The organism is Metabacillus malikii, from assembly GCF_030813355.1.
Classification (GTDB): Bacteria; Bacillota; Bacilli; order Bacillales; family Bacillaceae; genus Metabacillus; species Metabacillus malikii.
In genome coordinates this window covers 33,416-50,043 of the sequence record NZ_JAUSUD010000005.1, presented here as the reverse complement: position 1 = coordinate 50,043, position 16,628 = coordinate 33,416, and the positions used below count along the sequence as shown (strand labels likewise).

Annotated in this window: 16 protein-coding genes; 7 read left to right on the top strand and 9 right to left on the bottom strand. The window is 37.1% G+C overall.

Annotation, left to right across the window (positions count from 1 at the left end; translation table 11 throughout):
* Positions 1-56: 56 nt before the first annotated feature.
* Genes J2S19_RS07055 through J2S19_RS07040 form a run of 4 tightly spaced genes read left to right on the top strand, consistent with a single transcriptional unit; the run spans position 57 to position 1,744 of the window.
* A complete protein-coding gene (locus J2S19_RS07055) occupies positions 57-209 on the top strand; it encodes a hypothetical protein (RefSeq protein WP_307339267.1) in 153 nt (50 codons plus the stop codon).
* A complete protein-coding gene (locus J2S19_RS07050) occupies positions 206-556 on the top strand; it encodes a recombinase family protein (protein ID WP_307339264.1) in 351 nt (116 codons plus the stop codon). Before J2S19_RS07055 ends, J2S19_RS07050 begins: the two co-directional genes overlap by 4 nt.
* 7 nt (positions 557-563) lie before the next feature.
* On the top strand, positions 564-1,217 hold the full coding sequence (locus tag J2S19_RS07045) for a recombinase family protein (protein ID WP_307339261.1): 654 nt from the start codon (positions 564-566) through the stop codon (positions 1,215-1,217).
* Positions 1,202-1,744, top strand: a complete 543-nt coding sequence (locus J2S19_RS07040) for a hypothetical protein (RefSeq protein ID WP_307339258.1) — start codon at positions 1,202-1,204, stop codon at positions 1,742-1,744. Before J2S19_RS07045 ends, J2S19_RS07040 begins: the two co-directional genes overlap by 16 nt.
* Positions 1,745-1,755: 11 nt before the next feature.
* Here the strand turns inward: J2S19_RS07040 and rlmD are convergent, their stop codons facing one another.
* The 5 genes from rlmD to J2S19_RS07015 form a co-directional block, all read right to left on the bottom strand.
* Positions 1,756-3,147 (bottom strand): 23S rRNA (uracil(1939)-C(5))-methyltransferase RlmD, encoded by a 1,392-nt coding sequence (rlmD, locus tag J2S19_RS07035; RefSeq protein ID WP_307339256.1) that lies wholly within the window; start codon positions 3,145-3,147, stop codon positions 1,756-1,758.
* An 86-nt stretch (positions 3,148-3,233) separates the two neighbouring features.
* On the bottom strand, positions 3,234-4,148 hold the full coding sequence (locus J2S19_RS07030) for a diacylglycerol kinase (protein WP_307339252.1): 915 nt from the start codon (positions 4,146-4,148) through the stop codon (positions 3,234-3,236).
* A gap of 240 nt (positions 4,149-4,388) precedes the next feature.
* Positions 4,389-5,393 carry an inorganic phosphate transporter gene (locus J2S19_RS07025; RefSeq protein ID WP_307339249.1) on the bottom strand — a complete coding sequence of 335 codons (1,005 nt, stop codon included), beginning with the start codon at positions 5,391-5,393 and terminating at the stop codon, positions 4,389-4,391.
* Between the two features lie 19 nt (positions 5,394-5,412).
* A complete protein-coding gene (locus tag J2S19_RS07020; RefSeq protein ID WP_307339246.1) occupies positions 5,413-6,033 on the bottom strand; it encodes a DUF47 domain-containing protein in 621 nt (206 codons plus the stop codon).
* A 442-nt stretch (positions 6,034-6,475) separates the two neighbouring features.
* Positions 6,476-7,615 carry an AI-2E family transporter gene (locus J2S19_RS07015; protein WP_307339243.1) on the bottom strand — a complete coding sequence of 380 codons (1,140 nt, stop codon included), beginning with the start codon at positions 7,613-7,615 and terminating at the stop codon, positions 6,476-6,478.
* A 623-nt stretch (positions 7,616-8,238) separates the two neighbouring features.
* Here J2S19_RS07015 and J2S19_RS07010 point away from each other — a divergent pair.
* Positions 8,239-8,793 carry a tyrosine-type recombinase/integrase gene (locus J2S19_RS07010; protein WP_307339239.1) on the top strand — a complete coding sequence of 185 codons (555 nt, stop codon included), beginning with the start codon at positions 8,239-8,241 and terminating at the stop codon, positions 8,791-8,793.
* Positions 8,794-8,810: 17 nt separating this feature from the next.
* On the top strand, positions 8,811-10,319 hold the full coding sequence (locus J2S19_RS07005) for a potassium/proton antiporter (protein ID WP_307339236.1): 1,509 nt from the start codon (positions 8,811-8,813) through the stop codon (positions 10,317-10,319).
* Positions 10,320-10,361: 42 nt separating this feature from the next.
* Here the strand turns inward: J2S19_RS07005 and gatB are convergent, their stop codons facing one another.
* The 3 genes from gatB to gatC are packed head-to-tail and all read right to left on the bottom strand — an operon-like array spanning position 10,362 to position 13,575.
* Entirely contained in the window at positions 10,362-11,792 is a 1,431-nt protein-coding gene (gatB, locus tag J2S19_RS07000) for an Asp-tRNA(Asn)/Glu-tRNA(Gln) amidotransferase subunit GatB (protein WP_307339233.1), read from the bottom strand.
* Between the two features lie 14 nt (positions 11,793-11,806).
* Positions 11,807-13,264 carry an Asp-tRNA(Asn)/Glu-tRNA(Gln) amidotransferase subunit GatA gene (gatA, locus tag J2S19_RS06995; protein ID WP_307339230.1) on the bottom strand — a complete coding sequence of 486 codons (1,458 nt, stop codon included), beginning with the start codon at positions 13,262-13,264 and terminating at the stop codon, positions 11,807-11,809.
* A 20-nt stretch (positions 13,265-13,284) separates the two neighbouring features.
* Positions 13,285-13,575 (bottom strand): Asp-tRNA(Asn)/Glu-tRNA(Gln) amidotransferase subunit GatC, encoded by a 291-nt coding sequence (gatC, locus tag J2S19_RS06990; protein WP_307339227.1) that lies wholly within the window; start codon positions 13,573-13,575, stop codon positions 13,285-13,287.
* 662 nt (positions 13,576-14,237) lie between these two features.
* Here gatC and J2S19_RS06985 point away from each other — a divergent pair.
* Positions 14,238-14,621, top strand: a complete 384-nt coding sequence (locus tag J2S19_RS06985) for an Hsp20/alpha crystallin family protein (protein WP_307339224.1) — start codon at positions 14,238-14,240, stop codon at positions 14,619-14,621.
* Positions 14,622-14,906: 285 nt separating this feature from the next.
* Here the strand turns inward: J2S19_RS06985 and putP are convergent, their stop codons facing one another.
* A complete protein-coding gene (gene putP / locus J2S19_RS06980; RefSeq protein ID WP_307339221.1) occupies positions 14,907-16,403 on the bottom strand; it encodes a sodium/proline symporter PutP in 1,497 nt (498 codons plus the stop codon).
* Between the last annotated feature and the right edge of the window lie 225 nt (positions 16,404-16,628).

The window sequence follows — 16,628 nt, the reverse complement described above, 5'->3', positions numbered from 1 at the left end:
TATCGCAACTAATCCCCAACATAGAACGATTGCTAGGGCGAAAGGGGCGAATTAACATGATAAAAGTTGATAGAGAGTTTGTAGGAACCGAAAAATTAGAAGATGTAATTTTCTCATTCATAGAATATGTAATTGACAAAATGTCAAATGCTTCCTACGATAAGGAAAGAACTAGTGCCACTCCGAATAATAAAGGAGTGGCGAAATGATGAAATGTGCAATTTATGCTCGTGTTAGCACGAGGAAAGAAGAACAACAAAATAGTTTACAAAATCAAATCTCTTTAGCTGAGAGTATAGCCAATGACAAAGGGTTTACCGTTATCGAAAGATATATTGATAATGGCATAAGTGGAGCAGGAATAAAGAACCGTACAGGGCTTAACAAACTGCTTCATGACCTCGAAAAGAAGGATATTGACGTTGTTATTGCTAAGTCTGTATCAAGGCTGGGAAGGAACACTGTACAAAGTTTACAGACTGCGGAACAGATTGAGAGACAAAATGTCCGCTTAATACTTCCTGAGGACTTTTACGACTCAAAAACAAGTGATTGATAGTTCATTGCCATTTGAATTAAAGGCTGTTTTCGCTAAAGAGGAAAACCTAAAACTATCACATAGGGTTAAATTGGGGCTAAAGGAACGTGCAAAGCAAGGGAAATACAAAGCTTCTGTTCCACCTTACGGATATAAAATGAACCCTCACACTAATCAGCTAGAAGTAGATGAAAAAACCGCTCCCTTTGTAAAAGAGATATTTCATCTTTATCTCTATAAAGGCTGGGGAATGTTTAAAATTACTAACGATTTTATGTCAAGGGGCATACCAACACCAAGAGCAATAGCAGGAGCCATTAATGCTGGTTCAAAATGGCACCAAAACACAATAAAAGGTATCCTTAACAACCCTGCTTACACAGGAAGTCTAGTACACAACAGAGAAGAGACTACAAAGTTTTTAAGTGACTCTGAATTGTACAAGATAAGAAAGAAAGTAGACCTTGAAAACCAAGTCATTATCAAAAACACTCATTCACCACTTATTTCGGAAGAGGATTTTAGAGCGGTTCAGGAACTCATGAAGAGCAAAAGAACTAACAGAAGCAACGGAAAAGAGAGTTTGTTTGCCCATATCGCTAAATGTGCAGACTGTGGAAGCGGCATGCACTTTAAGCCTGATAGACGTAAAGGGGCTTATGTTTGTGGGGCTATGTAAAGTTTACAACCGCTCATTGCTCTTCACATATCATTGAGGAAAGCATTCTCTTACAGACTGTTAAAAATGACCTTAGGGAACTAATTAAAGATAATCTCAAATTAGAAAAGTTTTACGGTATAGCAGAGAAGAAAGCTAATTCAGTAAGTTCCAACCTTGAAAAGGAAATTAATCAAACCGAAAGACAACTTAAAGAAGTAAACAAACGGTTTGATAATATCCTAACGTTGCATACAGAGGGGCATATCACAATAGAGCAATTCAAGGCTCAAAATGAACGTATATCCCAACAACAGAAGGAACTTGCGGTCAAAAAAGCTGAGCTTCAATCCGCTCTAACGGCTAGAAAAGATACCGCAGAAGAATTACAGTTCTTTAAAAAGGAAGTAGAACGCTTTGCTAACCTTGACATTAACGATGAACAGGTATTAAAGCAAGTACTACAAAGACTCATTAACAAGATAGAAGTTTATGAGGAAGGAAAGATTAAAATACATTACAACCTTTCCCCCTCACTTTCCTCTTAATTAGGTACAGTTTAATCCACTGTACCTTTTAAAACAAGCTTCACTATCACTTCCACATGCGTCGTATGCGGAAACATATCCACCGGCTGCACCTCAACCGTCTCATACCCACCCTGCTCAAGAATGTGCAAATCTCTCGCTAATGTCCCTGGATTACAAGACACATAAACAACACGCTTCGGCTTCATCGCAAGAATTGTCTTTAACAATGCTTCATCACAGCCTTTGCGTGGTGGATCGACTACAATGACGTCAGCTTTGTTGCCTTGCTTGTACCATTCAGGGATGACGACTTCAGCTTCACCTACTGCGAAGTCTGCGTTTGTGATGCCATTGAGTTCTGCATTTCGCTTTGCGTCTTCGATTGCTTCTGGAACGATTTCAACTCCGAATACGTTCTTTGCTTTTTGCGCGAGAAACAATGAAATTGTACCGATACCACAATAAGCATCGATAACAGACTCTTCACCTGTTAATTGTGCGTATTCTAGTGCTTTATCATAGAGGACCTTTGTTTGCTCTGGATTTACTTGATAAAATGACCGCGCTGAGATTGCAAATTTCACGTCACCAATTTTATCGTAAATATATTCCTCTCCCCAAAGGACGTTTGTTTCGTCTCCGAAGATGACATTTGTCCGTTTCGTGTTAATGTTTTGGACGATAGATTTCACTTGAGGGTATTTTGATGTTATGTTTTCAATAATAGCTTGCTTATGTTGAAAATCTGCCGTTTTCGTCACAAATACGACCATCATTTCTCCTGTCACTAATCCGTACCTGACCATAATGTGACGGAGCCAGCCCTTATGTTTTTCCTCATTATATGCACGGATACCGTACTGCTCGCAGATGTTTTTTATCGCTTGGACAATTTCATCATTTTCTGACTGTTGAATGAGACAACGTTCCATATCGATAATGTCGTGGCTTCGCTTTTGGTAAAAGCCTGCGACGAGTCCACCTTCACGTTCGCCGATAGGGACTTGGGCTTTGTTGCGATAGTTCCATGGTTCAGTCATACCGAGTGTGTCATGGACCTTAACCTTCGTCATGTCAAGTTTACCAATTCTACTAAGTACTTGCTCCACCTGTTTTTTCTTAAAATCAAGCTGACCTTGGTAGCTTATATGCTGGAGCTGACAGCCTCCACATTGTGCATAGATTGGGCATGGTGCTTCAATCCGATGTTTACTCTCTTCATGGAGTTCGATTAACTTGCCGAATGCAAAGCCTTTTTTCACCTTGATTACTTTAATTTTTCCACGTTCATCTGGCAAAGCATTTTCAACAAAGATTGGAAAACCATCTATCTTTGCTACACCAGCACCTTCATGTGTCAAATCTTCAAAGGTTACGTCGTAATATTCATTTTTATTTACCGGTGCTTGTATTTTAGCCATGTGCTTCTTCCTTTATAATCAGTTTTTTATAGTTTAACATAACGACAAACAGATAAAAAAACTTGGCGCTATTCAGCCCAAGTTCTTTATTCCTCATCCAGTACTCTTGCTTTTTCATTAGAGACAACAAACTCGATATGTTGATACATGTTTACAAATTCCCCTGGTAATAAACCACCGTATTCACCATCTAAGTTTAATTGCATCTTATCTCTATTTATCACTTTTACACGGTTCGCCGTTGTATAAATAATATGGTCATCATTTATATGCTCGCCTCTTAAGGCAAGTGTAGCGATGCGGATAAATTCCGCTAAATTTGTCTTCTTTAGAATAAGTAAGTCAAACATTCCATCATTCAGCTTTGAATCAGGGGCTAATTTTTCAAAGCCTCCGACTGAATTCGTAAGGGAGACAAGGAATAACATGATCTCACCCTCAAAAAGCTTACCGTCGTATTCAATTGCTACTTCAGCTGGTCTTATTGAAGGAAGCATTTCCATCCCTTTTAAGTAGTATGCTAACTGACCGACCATCGTTTTTAGCTTACTTGGCACTTCATATGTTAACTCGGTTAAACGTCCGCCACCGGCAATATTGATAAAATACTGTCCATTTACTTGTCCGATATCAATTTTCTTTGCCTCACCTTTTAAGATGACATCCACTGCCTGTTGAACATTATTAAGTGGTATGCCTATTGCACGTGCAAAATCATTCGTTGTTCCAACTGGAATTACTGCAATTTTAGGTCTAACATCAAGACCTGCAACACCATTGACAACCTCATTAATTGTTCCATCTCCACCAGCAGCTACAATTAAATCAAAACCTCTTTTTGCAGCTAATGTCGCAGCCTCTATTGCGTCTCCCTCACAAGTAGTCGCATGACAAGATGTTTCATATCCTGCTTGTTCGAATTTTTGCAAGACATCAGGGAGTTGCTTTTTAAAAGCCTCGCGTCCTGAAGTTGGGTTATAAATTATTCTTGCTCTTTGCATGTCCATCATCCTATTTAAAGAATTCATCTACTTCTTTCTACTTAATTACAATTTCTTTATTATACTCTTATGATTATATACGACAAGTGACAAATGTAACCTATATGCTCAGTTCATAAAATTGTCCTAACTATTATTATCACCATGAAATCAAAAAAAAGTAAAGAAATTAACAAATATTGTGCTATACATTTGCATAAAAAAAACGCTCATTAAAAAATGAACGTCAACTGGCTGTTTCTATGCAAAGAATAACCGTAAAACTTGATATATAAGTCCAGCTAGTAATGCTGATATTGGTAATGTAATTACCCAAGTTAATACAATCTTACGAGCTACACCCCATTTGACACCTTTTACTCGCTGGGCAGAACCGACACCCATAATGGCAGATGAAATAACATGGGTTGTACTAACTGGAAGGTGAATCGCTGTTGCCCCGAAAATAATTAATGCCGAAGATAAGTCAGCTGCAGCGCCATTAACTGGACGTATTTTCATAATCTTCCCGCCGACCGTTTTAATAATTTTCCAGCCACCTATCGAAGTTCCAATTCCCATCGCTGTTGCTGCTGATAATCTAACCCATAGTGGTATATCCCCATCAGGACTATGATATCCTGCTGCTATTAAGGCCATCGTAATAATCCCCATTGCCTTTTGTGCATCATTTGTACCGTGTGTAAAAGCTTGTAATGCCGCAGTAAAGATTTGAAAAATCCGAAATCTTCGGTTCGACTTATATAATTGTGTATTTTTAAAAATGACTGCAAACAAACTCATCATTAAAAATCCAATCGCTAATGCAATAAAGGGTGAAAATATTAATGCTTGAATAATTTTTATGAAGCCCGACCAATTTAAGATATTCAGTCCCGCCGCAGAGATAGCAGCACCTGCAATCGCACCGATTAAAGCATGTGAAGAACTGGAAGGTATCCCGTAATACCATGTAATTAAATTCCAAGCAATTGCTGCTAATAAAGCTGCTAATATAATAATGGAACCATTTTGTAATGCAAAAGGATCAACGATATCCTTTGTAATTGTTTTTGCTACTCCTGTAAACGTTAATGCACCGATAAAGTTCATTGTCGCTGCCAGAACGATCGCAACTCTTGGAGATAACGCCCTCGTTGACACTGATGTAGCAATCGCGTTAGCTGTGTCGTGGAAGCCATTAATAAAGTCAAAAGCTAGTGCACATATTACGATTAAGACCGTTAGTATTAAAATTGTATCCATACTATTTAGTTGCGCTCCCTTATGCGTTTCGCATGATTATCGTTTCAATTGTATTTGCTACACCTTGACAGCTGTCCGTTACTTTTTCAAGCATTTCATAAATTTCTTTATGCTGCATGATTTTAATTGGGTCCTTTTCTGTAGCAAACAAATGCTTTATCGAAACTCTTAAAAGGTCATCACATTTTGATTCGATATCTTTTATTTCAATAGAGTGTTGCATCATATCTAGTAATTTCTTGTTTGAAAGTAACTCTACAGCTTTTACTATTTCAATCGTACTGCTATGTATATGATTGATAAATTTTTCTATGTATTCGTCATATACTCTAAACGAGAACATTTCAAAATAGGCAACACATTGTTCTAATCCATCTAATACATCATCCATCTTCATTGCCAACTGCAAAATATCCTCACGCTCTATTGGCGTAATAAATGTTTTATTCAAATCAACGATTAACTGATGAATGTATGTATCACCTTTATTTTCATAAGACTTCATCACTGCTGCGACTTCTTTTAAGTCACTTACGTTTTTTACATCTGCATCGATTAAATATTCAACAGACTCATTAACATTTTTAGCAATTGTTAAAATCTTGTCGAAAAACACATCTTTTTTTGACCCAAATAACATAGAAAACCCTCCACATTTCTGTATATAAATCGTAAACAACCTCTTTTTAGAACTTTCAACTATCATATACATACTCTTTGCATATGAAGGATGACAAATCATCACCCATTGTCTAATTTTAAGTCTTTTTGTCGATATTACAATATCTAAATAATAATTTTAAAAAATATTTTACTTTATTAATCATTGTGATTGAGCATTTATGCTACTAACTACTTTATAAATGCTACAAAAAATACAATTAGTATCTTTTAGAAAGTATTACCTAAATACAATCCAACTATTTATTTAAGGATCCTATTCTATGTTTAATGTCTGTATATTACGGGTGGAACCTACGGAAGCAGGACCTTAGCACCAACCTGAAAGCAATTTTCTTATTCAACAAATCATGTAATTAAAAAATGCTTAGGCATCATTGCCCTAAGCATTTTATTACTATTTATACATCTTTATAATATTTACTTCTATGTTTCACATAATCAAATATATGAGTGGCAATGACTTTTAATACAGCATATCCGGGCACAGCTAAAATAATGCCAATAACACCAAATAAATTACCTGCTGTTAAGATAACAAATATAATCGTAATCGGGTGAATATGAAGGTTTCTTCCCATAATTTGCGGTGAGATGAACTTTCCTTCGATAAGTTGGACAACTGTCCAAACAATAATTAGCTTTAACAGCATAATTGGTGACGTAACAATCGCAATAATTAAAGCTGGTGTTATTGCAATTGCCGGTCCTAAATACGGAACAATACTCGTAAATGCAGCAATTAACGCTAAAATTGAAGCATATTCTAGACCGATAATGAGAAATCCGATAAACATTAGAAATCCGATACAAAAGCTAACAATAATTTGTCCTCTTATATACAGACTAATGCTTGTATTTATTTCTTTCATTACAGTAAACGTCTGATTGCGGAATGGTATTGGTAAAAAGCTCAGTATATACTTCGGCAGCTTCCTCCCATCTTTTAATAGATAGAATAGAATGAAAGGCAAGATAATCAAAGCTAACACAAAATCCTTCACAGCTCCGACAAAAACTCCAATTCCTAACCAAGTATTGTTTACAATTTTCGAGATTTGTTCAGAAACATTGCTAACAAGGTCAGGTACATTTATATTCAATGTTTTTTGGGCTTCATTTACAAATTGACTTCCAACGATGTCTCGAATTAATTTTTCGACATCACTTGCATAACCGGGAAAGCTTGAAACTAAACTCATAATTTGCTCTCGCAAAAAGGGAATTACTGACACAATAATTATTGTGAGAACGCCAATAATAACAATATATAGTAATAGGATTGAGTAGACTCTCTTTATTTTAAATCTTTCAAGGTAATCAACGAGCGGATTTAATAAGTAATAACAAACCGTGGCCATCATAATGGGAAGAATGACCGTCTTTACCAAAACCTGTAACGGTGTAAAAATATATGATACTTCTCTAAATATTAACAAATTTATTCCTATTAAAAAGATAATCAATAGAAATAAGACAAATCTGTTATTTAAAATGAACTTCTTAAACATATCTACTTTTGTGAACTGCTTGTCACTCATGGACGCACGTACTCCTCTCAAATCCTAAATCCTTTCTTCAATAGTAACGTACTTAACTATCTCTATCACCTATCTTACCTTTCAGTTCACAGTTTTGTAAATTATTTTTGATAAATTTTTACAGTTCAGGCATTATATTAGGCTCTTTTCTAAAAGATTGTGGCTTTTTGCACTTACCTTTTTAAGGGTTTGTTGGAGCGGAAGTGCGAGACTCCTGCGGGATGCGTGGGAGAGGTGAGACCCCGCAAGCGTTAACGCTGAGGAATATGAAAGGCGTAGGCGGCTTGCCCATCGACGTACAAACTGGATGGGCATCAACTGAGATAAAGGAATCACGGTGAGCCGAATGGCGAATCGATGATGACTTATCGTAGGGAGGTGACCTGAAGTTTGCTTGTTCGTGCCGCAAGGAGCTATGAGGCTCACCACCCACCCCGCTATTGCTGAGTACTGTAGCGGAGACAAACCCTAAACGACAACTCAGTTAAAAGCCAACAATGTTTACGAAAACAGCCTTATATTAACTGTAGGCTTTTTCTTTTGAAGTAACATAAATGTATGTTATAATCATATTATGTAACATAGATACTGTTAAACCTGTCAGGTAAACAAGGAGCGTTGAAATGAAAACTGTCGAAGCGATAAAGGATACAAACCAAATCCTATTGATGAAATCGTTTTTAAAAAGTAGGTCTTCTCGTGATTACTGTCTATTTTTATTAGGGATTAATACTGGAATCCGTATTCATGACTTACTTCATTTATATGTTCACCAATTCATAGCTGAGGATGGAAGCCTCTATGACCATTTAATGTCTCCTGTTCATTTGGAGCCACCTGTCTATTTGAACCATCAAGTTCAGCAGGCTTTAACCTCCTACATTGAAGAAGAGGGACTTTCGTTAAATGATTACTTGTTTAAATCAAAACGCACGAATGAGCCCATATCTCGCCAACAAGCCTACAGAGTGATTAATGAGGCTTCGAGACAGGCTGGTATTTGCGAACCAATTGGAACACATACACTTCGGAAAACCTTTGGGTATCATGCTTATAGAAAAGGAATTGCCATCTCACTTATCCAAAAACGCCTTCAACAATCCACACCTTCTGAAACTAGACAATATATTGGCGTTGCAAACACGACATTGCAAATTAAACTAGATGTTAATTTATAGAAAGAGAGTTGATGTTAATGTTACAAGAGATAATACACACTGACACATTTATTTTATTAACTTCCGTCTTATTAATTGTCGGTGTGCTTACTACAAAATTTTCTGCTCGTTTGGGAGTTCCTGCCCTTGTCCTGTTCATGCTTGTCGGCATGGTTATGGGTAGTGATGTTCTCGGAATTATTTATTTTGATAATGCATCCACTGCACAGATGATAGGTGTTTTTGCACTTGTTATTATTTTATTCGAAGGTGGACTCCAAACAAAATGGAGTACCTTACGCCCTGTCATTGTCCCTTCCCTCTCCCTAGCAACATTAGGTGTGCTATTAACAACTGGAATCGTAGCCGCAGCCGCTTACTTCATTTTGAATTTAGGCTGGTTAGAAGCATTGTTATTTGGTGCAATTGTTGGCTCCACAGATGCAGCTGCTGTTTTCGCTGTCTTAAAAGGACAAAATATTAAAGAACGGATTGGCACAACTTTAGAAGCTGAATCAGGATCAAATGATCCGATGGCAGTCTTCCTCACAATTGCAACGATTGAACTTATTACGGCTCCAGACGCAAGTATTATAAAGATGGTTGGTTCATTTTTTATCCAAATGGGTCTTGGTTTATTACTAGGAATCATTGCAGGGAAATTAGCTGTTAATGCATTAAACCGGTTAAATCTTGACTCTAGTGGTTTATACCCGATTTTTTCAATTGCATTTGCCCTGCTTACGTATGGCATTACTGCGTTTTTAGGCGGTAGTGGCCTATTAGCGGTTTATGTATTAGCGATTATCATTGGAAATGCTGAAATTGCTTATCGCCAATCCATCTTCAGGTTTTCAGAAGGTTTTGCCTGGATGATGCAAATCTCCATGTTTGTCATCTTGGGTCTACTCGTATTTCCTTCAGAACTGTTCACATGGGACATTATTATAAAAGGTATTGCCATTTCAGCAATTCTAATGTTAATTGCTAGACCAGTAGCCGTTTTTCTTTCCACAATTGGAATGAAGTATACATTGAATGAACGAATATTCCTATCATGGGCTGGTTTAAAGGGAGCGGTGCCAATCGTCTTAGCAACTTTCCCGATGCTTGCAAATATCGAGGGTAGTCAACTAATTTTTAATGTCGTCTTCTTCGTTGTCTTAACAAGCTGTCTAATACAGGGTTCAACCATTACGAATCTTGCTGAAAAGCTTAAATTAACAGGTCCTAAAAAGACTACACCAATGCACTCGATTGAATTAGTAACACTTGGACAAGTGAATACAGAGATGGTTGAATATGAAGTTGAAACAGATTCAGAAGTAGCAGGAAAAACATTATTAGAGATTCCATTTCCTGAGGGGGCCTTAGTAAATGCAGTAATCAGGAATAACCAACTCATTACACCAACAGGTAATACAACGATTATACCTGGAGACTTCCTGTATATTCTCACTGCGAAAAAGAGTAAATCCTCGCTCAAGCAGGTGTTAACAGAAAAGAAAACAGAAGATTCAGTTGAGGAATTACCTGAATCTGTATAGAAAAAGCAGTGGAATGAACCCCACTGCTTTTTTCTATCGTTTTTATCTTTTTTGAATTTCTTCCATTAACAGCTTGTTGACCATTGGCGGGTTCGCCTGACCCTTAGTAGCTTTCATAATTTGTCCAACTAAGAAGCCAATTGCTTTTTTCTTACCACTTTTGAAGTCTTCAATTGATTGTGGGTTAGCGTCCAATGCTTCTGTTACAAATTTACGAAGTGTTTCATCATCAGAAATTTGTACTAAGCCTTTCTCTTTGACGATTGCCTCAGCATCTCCACCATTTTCAACAAGCTCTTTAAATACTTGTTTCGCTATTTTCGAAGAAATTGTGCCATTTTCTATCAGCTTAATCATGCCGGCAAGACCTTCTGCTGTTAAAGCAACATCACTAAGCTCTTTTCCTTCAGCATTTAAGTATCCTGATAGTTCACCCATTATCCAGTTCGATGCTTGCTTTGCTTCTGCACCTGCAGCTAACGCTTGTTCAAAGAAATCAGACATTTCCTTTGTCATTGTTAGTACTTGTGCATCATACTCAGGCAAACCGAGCTCTTCAACATATCGCTTCCGACGAGCATCAGGTAATTCTGGGATTGAAGCACGGATACGCTCTTTCCATTCATCATCAATATACAATTCTACTAAATCAGGCTCTGGGAAATAACGGTAATCATCTGAACCTTCTTTTACACGCATTAAGATTGTTTTCTTCGTTGCTTCATCATAACGGCGTGTTTCTTGGTCAATTGTACCACCAGAACGAAGAACCTTTTCTTGACGCTTTTCTTCATACTCTAACCCTTTTTGGACAAAGGCAAATGAGTTTAAGTTTTTCAATTCCGTTTTCGTACCAAATTCTTTTTGTCCAACTGGGCGGAGTGAGATGTTTGCATCACAGCGAAGTGAACCTTCTTCCATCTTACAATCCGACACTTCCGTGTATTGGATAATCGCTTTTAATTTTTCTAAGTAAGCATATGCTTCTTCTGGTGTACGAATATCTGGTTCTGACACAATTTCAATTAATGGTGTTCCTTGTCTGTTAAGGTCCACTAATGAATGTCCGTCATTTGTATGAATCAGTTTTCCGGCATCCTCTTCCATATGAATTCGAGTAATTCCAATTCGCTTTGTTTCACCATTTACTTCAATGTCAATCCAGCCATTTTCACCAATTGGTTTGTCAAATTGCGAGATTTGATAAGCCTTTGGATTATCCGGATAGAAATAGTTTTTGCGGTCAAACTTCGTTTCCGTTGCCACTTCACAATTCAATGCCATACATGCTTTCATTGCAAAGTCGACTACCTTCTTATTTAATACAGGTAAGACTCCCGGATATCCAAGCTCGACAACGGTTGTATTTGTATTTGGCTCAGCACCAAAACGGTTCGGAGCGCTTGAGAATATTTTTGAATCTGTTTTTAGCTCAACGTGGACTTCAAGTCCTATGACTGTTTCATATTCCATTGTTTCCTCACCCCTTACAGTTCAGGTTTTGCTTTATGATAGTCTGTTGCTTGTTCAAATGCATGTGCGACACGATATACTGTGCTTTCATCAAAATGCTTTCCAATAATTTGTAAGCCTAATGGTAAGCCGTTTGCTTGACCACAAGGAATCGAAATTCCAGGGACACCAGCAAGGTTAACTGGAATTGTTAAAATATCATTCGCATACATTGTTAATGGGTCCTTAACGTTTTCACCAATTTTAAAAGCAGGTGTGGGAGTTGTCGGCCCAATAATTACATCATATTTTTCAAAAACATCATCAAAGTCCTTTTTAATTAATGTTCTAACCTTTTGTGCCTTTTTATAATAAGCATCATAATAGCCTGAACTCAATGCAAATGTTCCAAGCATAATACGTCTTTTCACTTCATTTCCGAAGCCTTCCGCACGACTTTGCATGTATAAATCAAGGAGATTTTCCGCATTATCCGTACGATACCCGTAACGTACACCGTCAAATCGAGATAAGTTTGCAGAAGCCTCAGATGATGAAAGTAAATAATATGTAGCAAGCGCATATTTAGAGTGTGGCAAGGAAACCTCTTCCCATGTTGCGCCAAGCCCTTCAAGTACTTTTAGTGCATTTAGAACAGATTGCTTAACTTCTTCATTCACACCTTCACCTAAATACTCTTTCGGTACAGCAATTTTCAAACCTTTGACATCACCTGTTAATGCAGATAGAAAATCAGGTACATCTACATTTGCAGATGTTGAGTCCATCTCATCGACACCAGAAATTGCTTGTAAAAGGAACGCATTATCTTCAACAGTTCGTGTGATTGGACCAATTTGGTCTAAAGATGAAGCAAAAGCAACTAACCCAAAGCGTGATACTCGTCCATATGTAGGCTTTAATCCGACAACGCCACAAAATGAAGCTGGCTGACGAATTGAACCACCTGTATCAGAGCCTAATGAAAACGGTACTTCGCCCGCTGCTACAGCTGCAGCTGAACCACCGCTTGATCCTCCTGGAACTCTCTCTAAATCCCAAGGGTTTTTCGTTAATTTATAGCCTGAGTTTTCATTAGATGACCCCATTGCGAACTCATCCATATTTAATTTCCCGATCGTCACTGTCTCTGCTTGTTTTAATTGTTCAACAACCGTTGCGTCATATATCGGGTCAAAGTTCTCTAATATTTTACTTGCACAAGTTGTACGCAAACCTCTTGTAACGATATTGTCCTTTATTCCGATTGGCATTCCGAATAATAAGCCAAATTCATCTCTCGTTTCTAATGCGTCATCTAATTCTTTTGCATAAGCGCGCGCATTTTCTTCATTTAATGTTAAAAATGCTCCAACCTTTTCATCTACCTCATTTATCCGCTTATATGATTCGTTCACTAAATCTGAAACGGAAATTTCTTTTTTATGTAATAAATCTTTTAATTCAGATATTTTCTGATCAAAGAGTGCCATGCTTGTCCCTCCTTCTTCTATTATTCTAAGATTGATGGTACACGGATATAGCCATCGATATGGTCTGGTGCATTTTTGACAACTTCCTCATTAGCTAATCCTTTTTTCGGTATATCTTCTCTCATCACATTTTTTATATCTAATACGTGTGATGTTGGCTTTACATTCTCAGTATCGACTTCATTTAATAATTCAGCAAACGAAATAATTGCGTCAAGCTGATTAGTCATTACTTCTACTTCTTCATCTGTTATAGCTAAGCGTGCCAAATTAGCTACATGCTTTACTTCTTCTTTTGTAATTCTTGACATAACATTCACCTCCACAAAATCGTACGACCACAATACTCTGATGATACCAAAGAAACGCCTATTTAATCAATATTAGTTGTCTTGGTTATCTATCTAATAGTATATTTAGTAAATTTTACGACTACTTACGTTACATTTTGAATAATATTCGTATGTTATTTATCATGCAGTTGGATAGTCGAGTTGAACCTCTCGAATAAACTTTCACCGTTTAGTTATACAACATAATTTCTATAGGAAACATCCTAAAAAGATGGATTCATATATAGAAAGAAAAAGCAAACGAAGAACACCAACATATAATATAAAAAAGGCAGTTGTCGTAAACATGATTGTTGATACTTAGTTATCGTTTGGGTTAATTGTATTACAATTACTCAATTTCCGAGGGGGTGGTGCGCTTGACTAGCTTAAGTGGCATGAACAAGCAAACTTAGGTCATCTCCCGACAATAAGTCAGCATCGATTCCTTATTTCAGTTGATGCCCTCTGTTTATAAGTAGATATGTATGTCACTCCCTTTTTCGAACTCGATGAATACCAGCATGAATCTCAGCTCTCCTGTCTTACAGGATTCTCGTAATCATCCTACAAAAAAATCAGCAATAAGCAACAACCTTTAAGGAATGTTCGTAAAAACAAATAAATTGGAGGGATAAATTGTGAGAAAAAAGGATCCAATGAAAATGATAAATGAGTTTTTTCATAGTCGTCCTAGACGAACATTATTAGATACAGTCGATGATGTTTTCAACAATCATTCATCGTTAGAGAGGAACCTTGATGTGTTTGAATCTGAAGAGTACTATACAATTCAAGCTGAACTCCCAGGTGTACCTAAGGATGATATAAACATAAAGATATTAGGTGAAAATCTTGTGATTGAGGTTAAGGAGCAAATGGGAATACGAAGGAAATTTGGTGGTGTTGCAAAAATACCAATTCCTGACTTTTGTTTAAAGAGTAATATGAAGGCTGTTTATAGACATGGGTTATTAACAATACATTTAAGAAAGAAGAAGCCAAAAAAAATAATGATAGAGTAAAGTTGTCAGCAAAAATTATGCTGGCAATATATTATTTACAAGGAAACTGAGATATTGTATCTCAATGTAATGGTCCTTGAATCAGCGTGGGAGAGGTGTAATTTTCTTATGATGAAAACCTACTTGCTCCAGCCACATATTTATGATTTGTTGTATAGAGCTGTTGTTTGAGTTACAATCCTGCCAGCAACTAATGCACCTTCTGTTCTTGTTCTTAAAAAGAGGGGATAACTCCACTTACATAATTAAAAAGGTAACCCATAGTGAGTTACCCTTTTTAAAGATTTATAGTTTTGCTTGCTCGAATTCTTCTTCTATTTCTTTAGATGGAGCTTCAGTCACTAAGCTCACAACAATGATGGCTACTAATGCGAAGATAAAACCTGGAACAATTTCATATAGGTTAAACGGAATGACAGCTTCCTTAATAACCTCACCAGCCGAATTCAATTCAGCCGTAGATAATATCTTCCATATTACAACTGTAGCTGCTCCTACGATCATTCCTGCCAAAGCTCCCCAACGATTCGTACGTTTCCAGAAAAGGGAGAGAATGATTACAGGACCAAATGCAGCGCCAAATCCTGCCCAAGCATAACTTACTAAATCTAATACTGAACTATCTGGATTTGATGCTAATGCTATTGCAATTAACGCGATAACTGCAACAGATATACGTCCAATCCATACTAATTCTTTTTCAGAAGCATCTTTCCGTAATATCGCCTTGTAAAAATCCTCTGCAATAGCACTTGAAGATACTAATAATTGAGAATCAATTGTACTCATAATTGCTGCTAAAATAGCTGCTAATAATATTCCTGATACCCATGGATTAAATAATACTTGTGAGAACTGAATAAATACTTGTTCTCCATCAGGTAGTGGTGATTCTGCAAAATATGCTATTCCTGCAAATCCCGTGAAAATGGCACCAAATAACGCAAACACCATCCAAATCGTACCAATCATACGTGCCTTAGGGACATCATTTTTTGAACGTAATGCCATAAAACGTGTTAAAATATGTGGCTGACCAAAATACCCTAATCCCCATGCTAGCAACGAGATTATACCAAGTGCTGTCATACCTGCAAAGGCATCTAAGTTAGCTGGGTCAATATTTCCAACCTTATTAACAGTCTCACCCCAACCGCCAAGCTCACTCACGGCAACAATAGGTACTATAACTAATGCTAAGAACATTAAAATTCCTTGAATAAAATCAGTCCAACTAACTGCTAAGAATCCACCAAGGAACGTATATGAAATAATAACTACTGCACCTATCCACAATGCTTGTGTATAAGAAAGGCCAAATGAAGCTTCAAATAATTTTGCTCCACCAACCATTCCTGAAGATGTGTAGAATGTAAAGAAAAGTAGGATAACTGCTGCTGAAATAACACGTAAAATCTTAGAACCGTCTCTAAAACGATTTTCTAAGAAGTCTGGGATCGTAATCGAATCGTTTGCGACCTCTGTATACGTCCGTAATCTTTTGGCTACAAACTGCCAGTTAAGGTAGGCTCCAATTGCCAATCCAACTGCTAACCAAATTTGATTCATTCCACCTGCAGCATAAACTGCACCAGGTAACCCCATCAATAACCAACTACTCATATCCGATGCTCCGGCACTAAGTGCTGAGACACCAGGACCTAAACGTCTTCCACCTAAAACATAGTCTGAAAGATTACTAGTTAAACGGTAAGAAATAATACCAATCGCTAACATACCTATTAAATAAATGATAAATGTTGTTAAAACTCCAGCATCCACTAATTAGTCACTCCTCTCTGTAAAGTTTGTAATAATTGATATAACTACTAAAAATAACATTGGTCCAAATAACCAAAACCATGTAGCACCAGTTAATGAATGTTCCATCCAACTCACCTCCTAATAAGGTTATAACAAATCCATATGCAAGCTTATGCAATTTCATGATGATAAGAAAAATACAATAGCAGGATTAAGTGCGGAAAGAAGTCATGTACAAGCGTA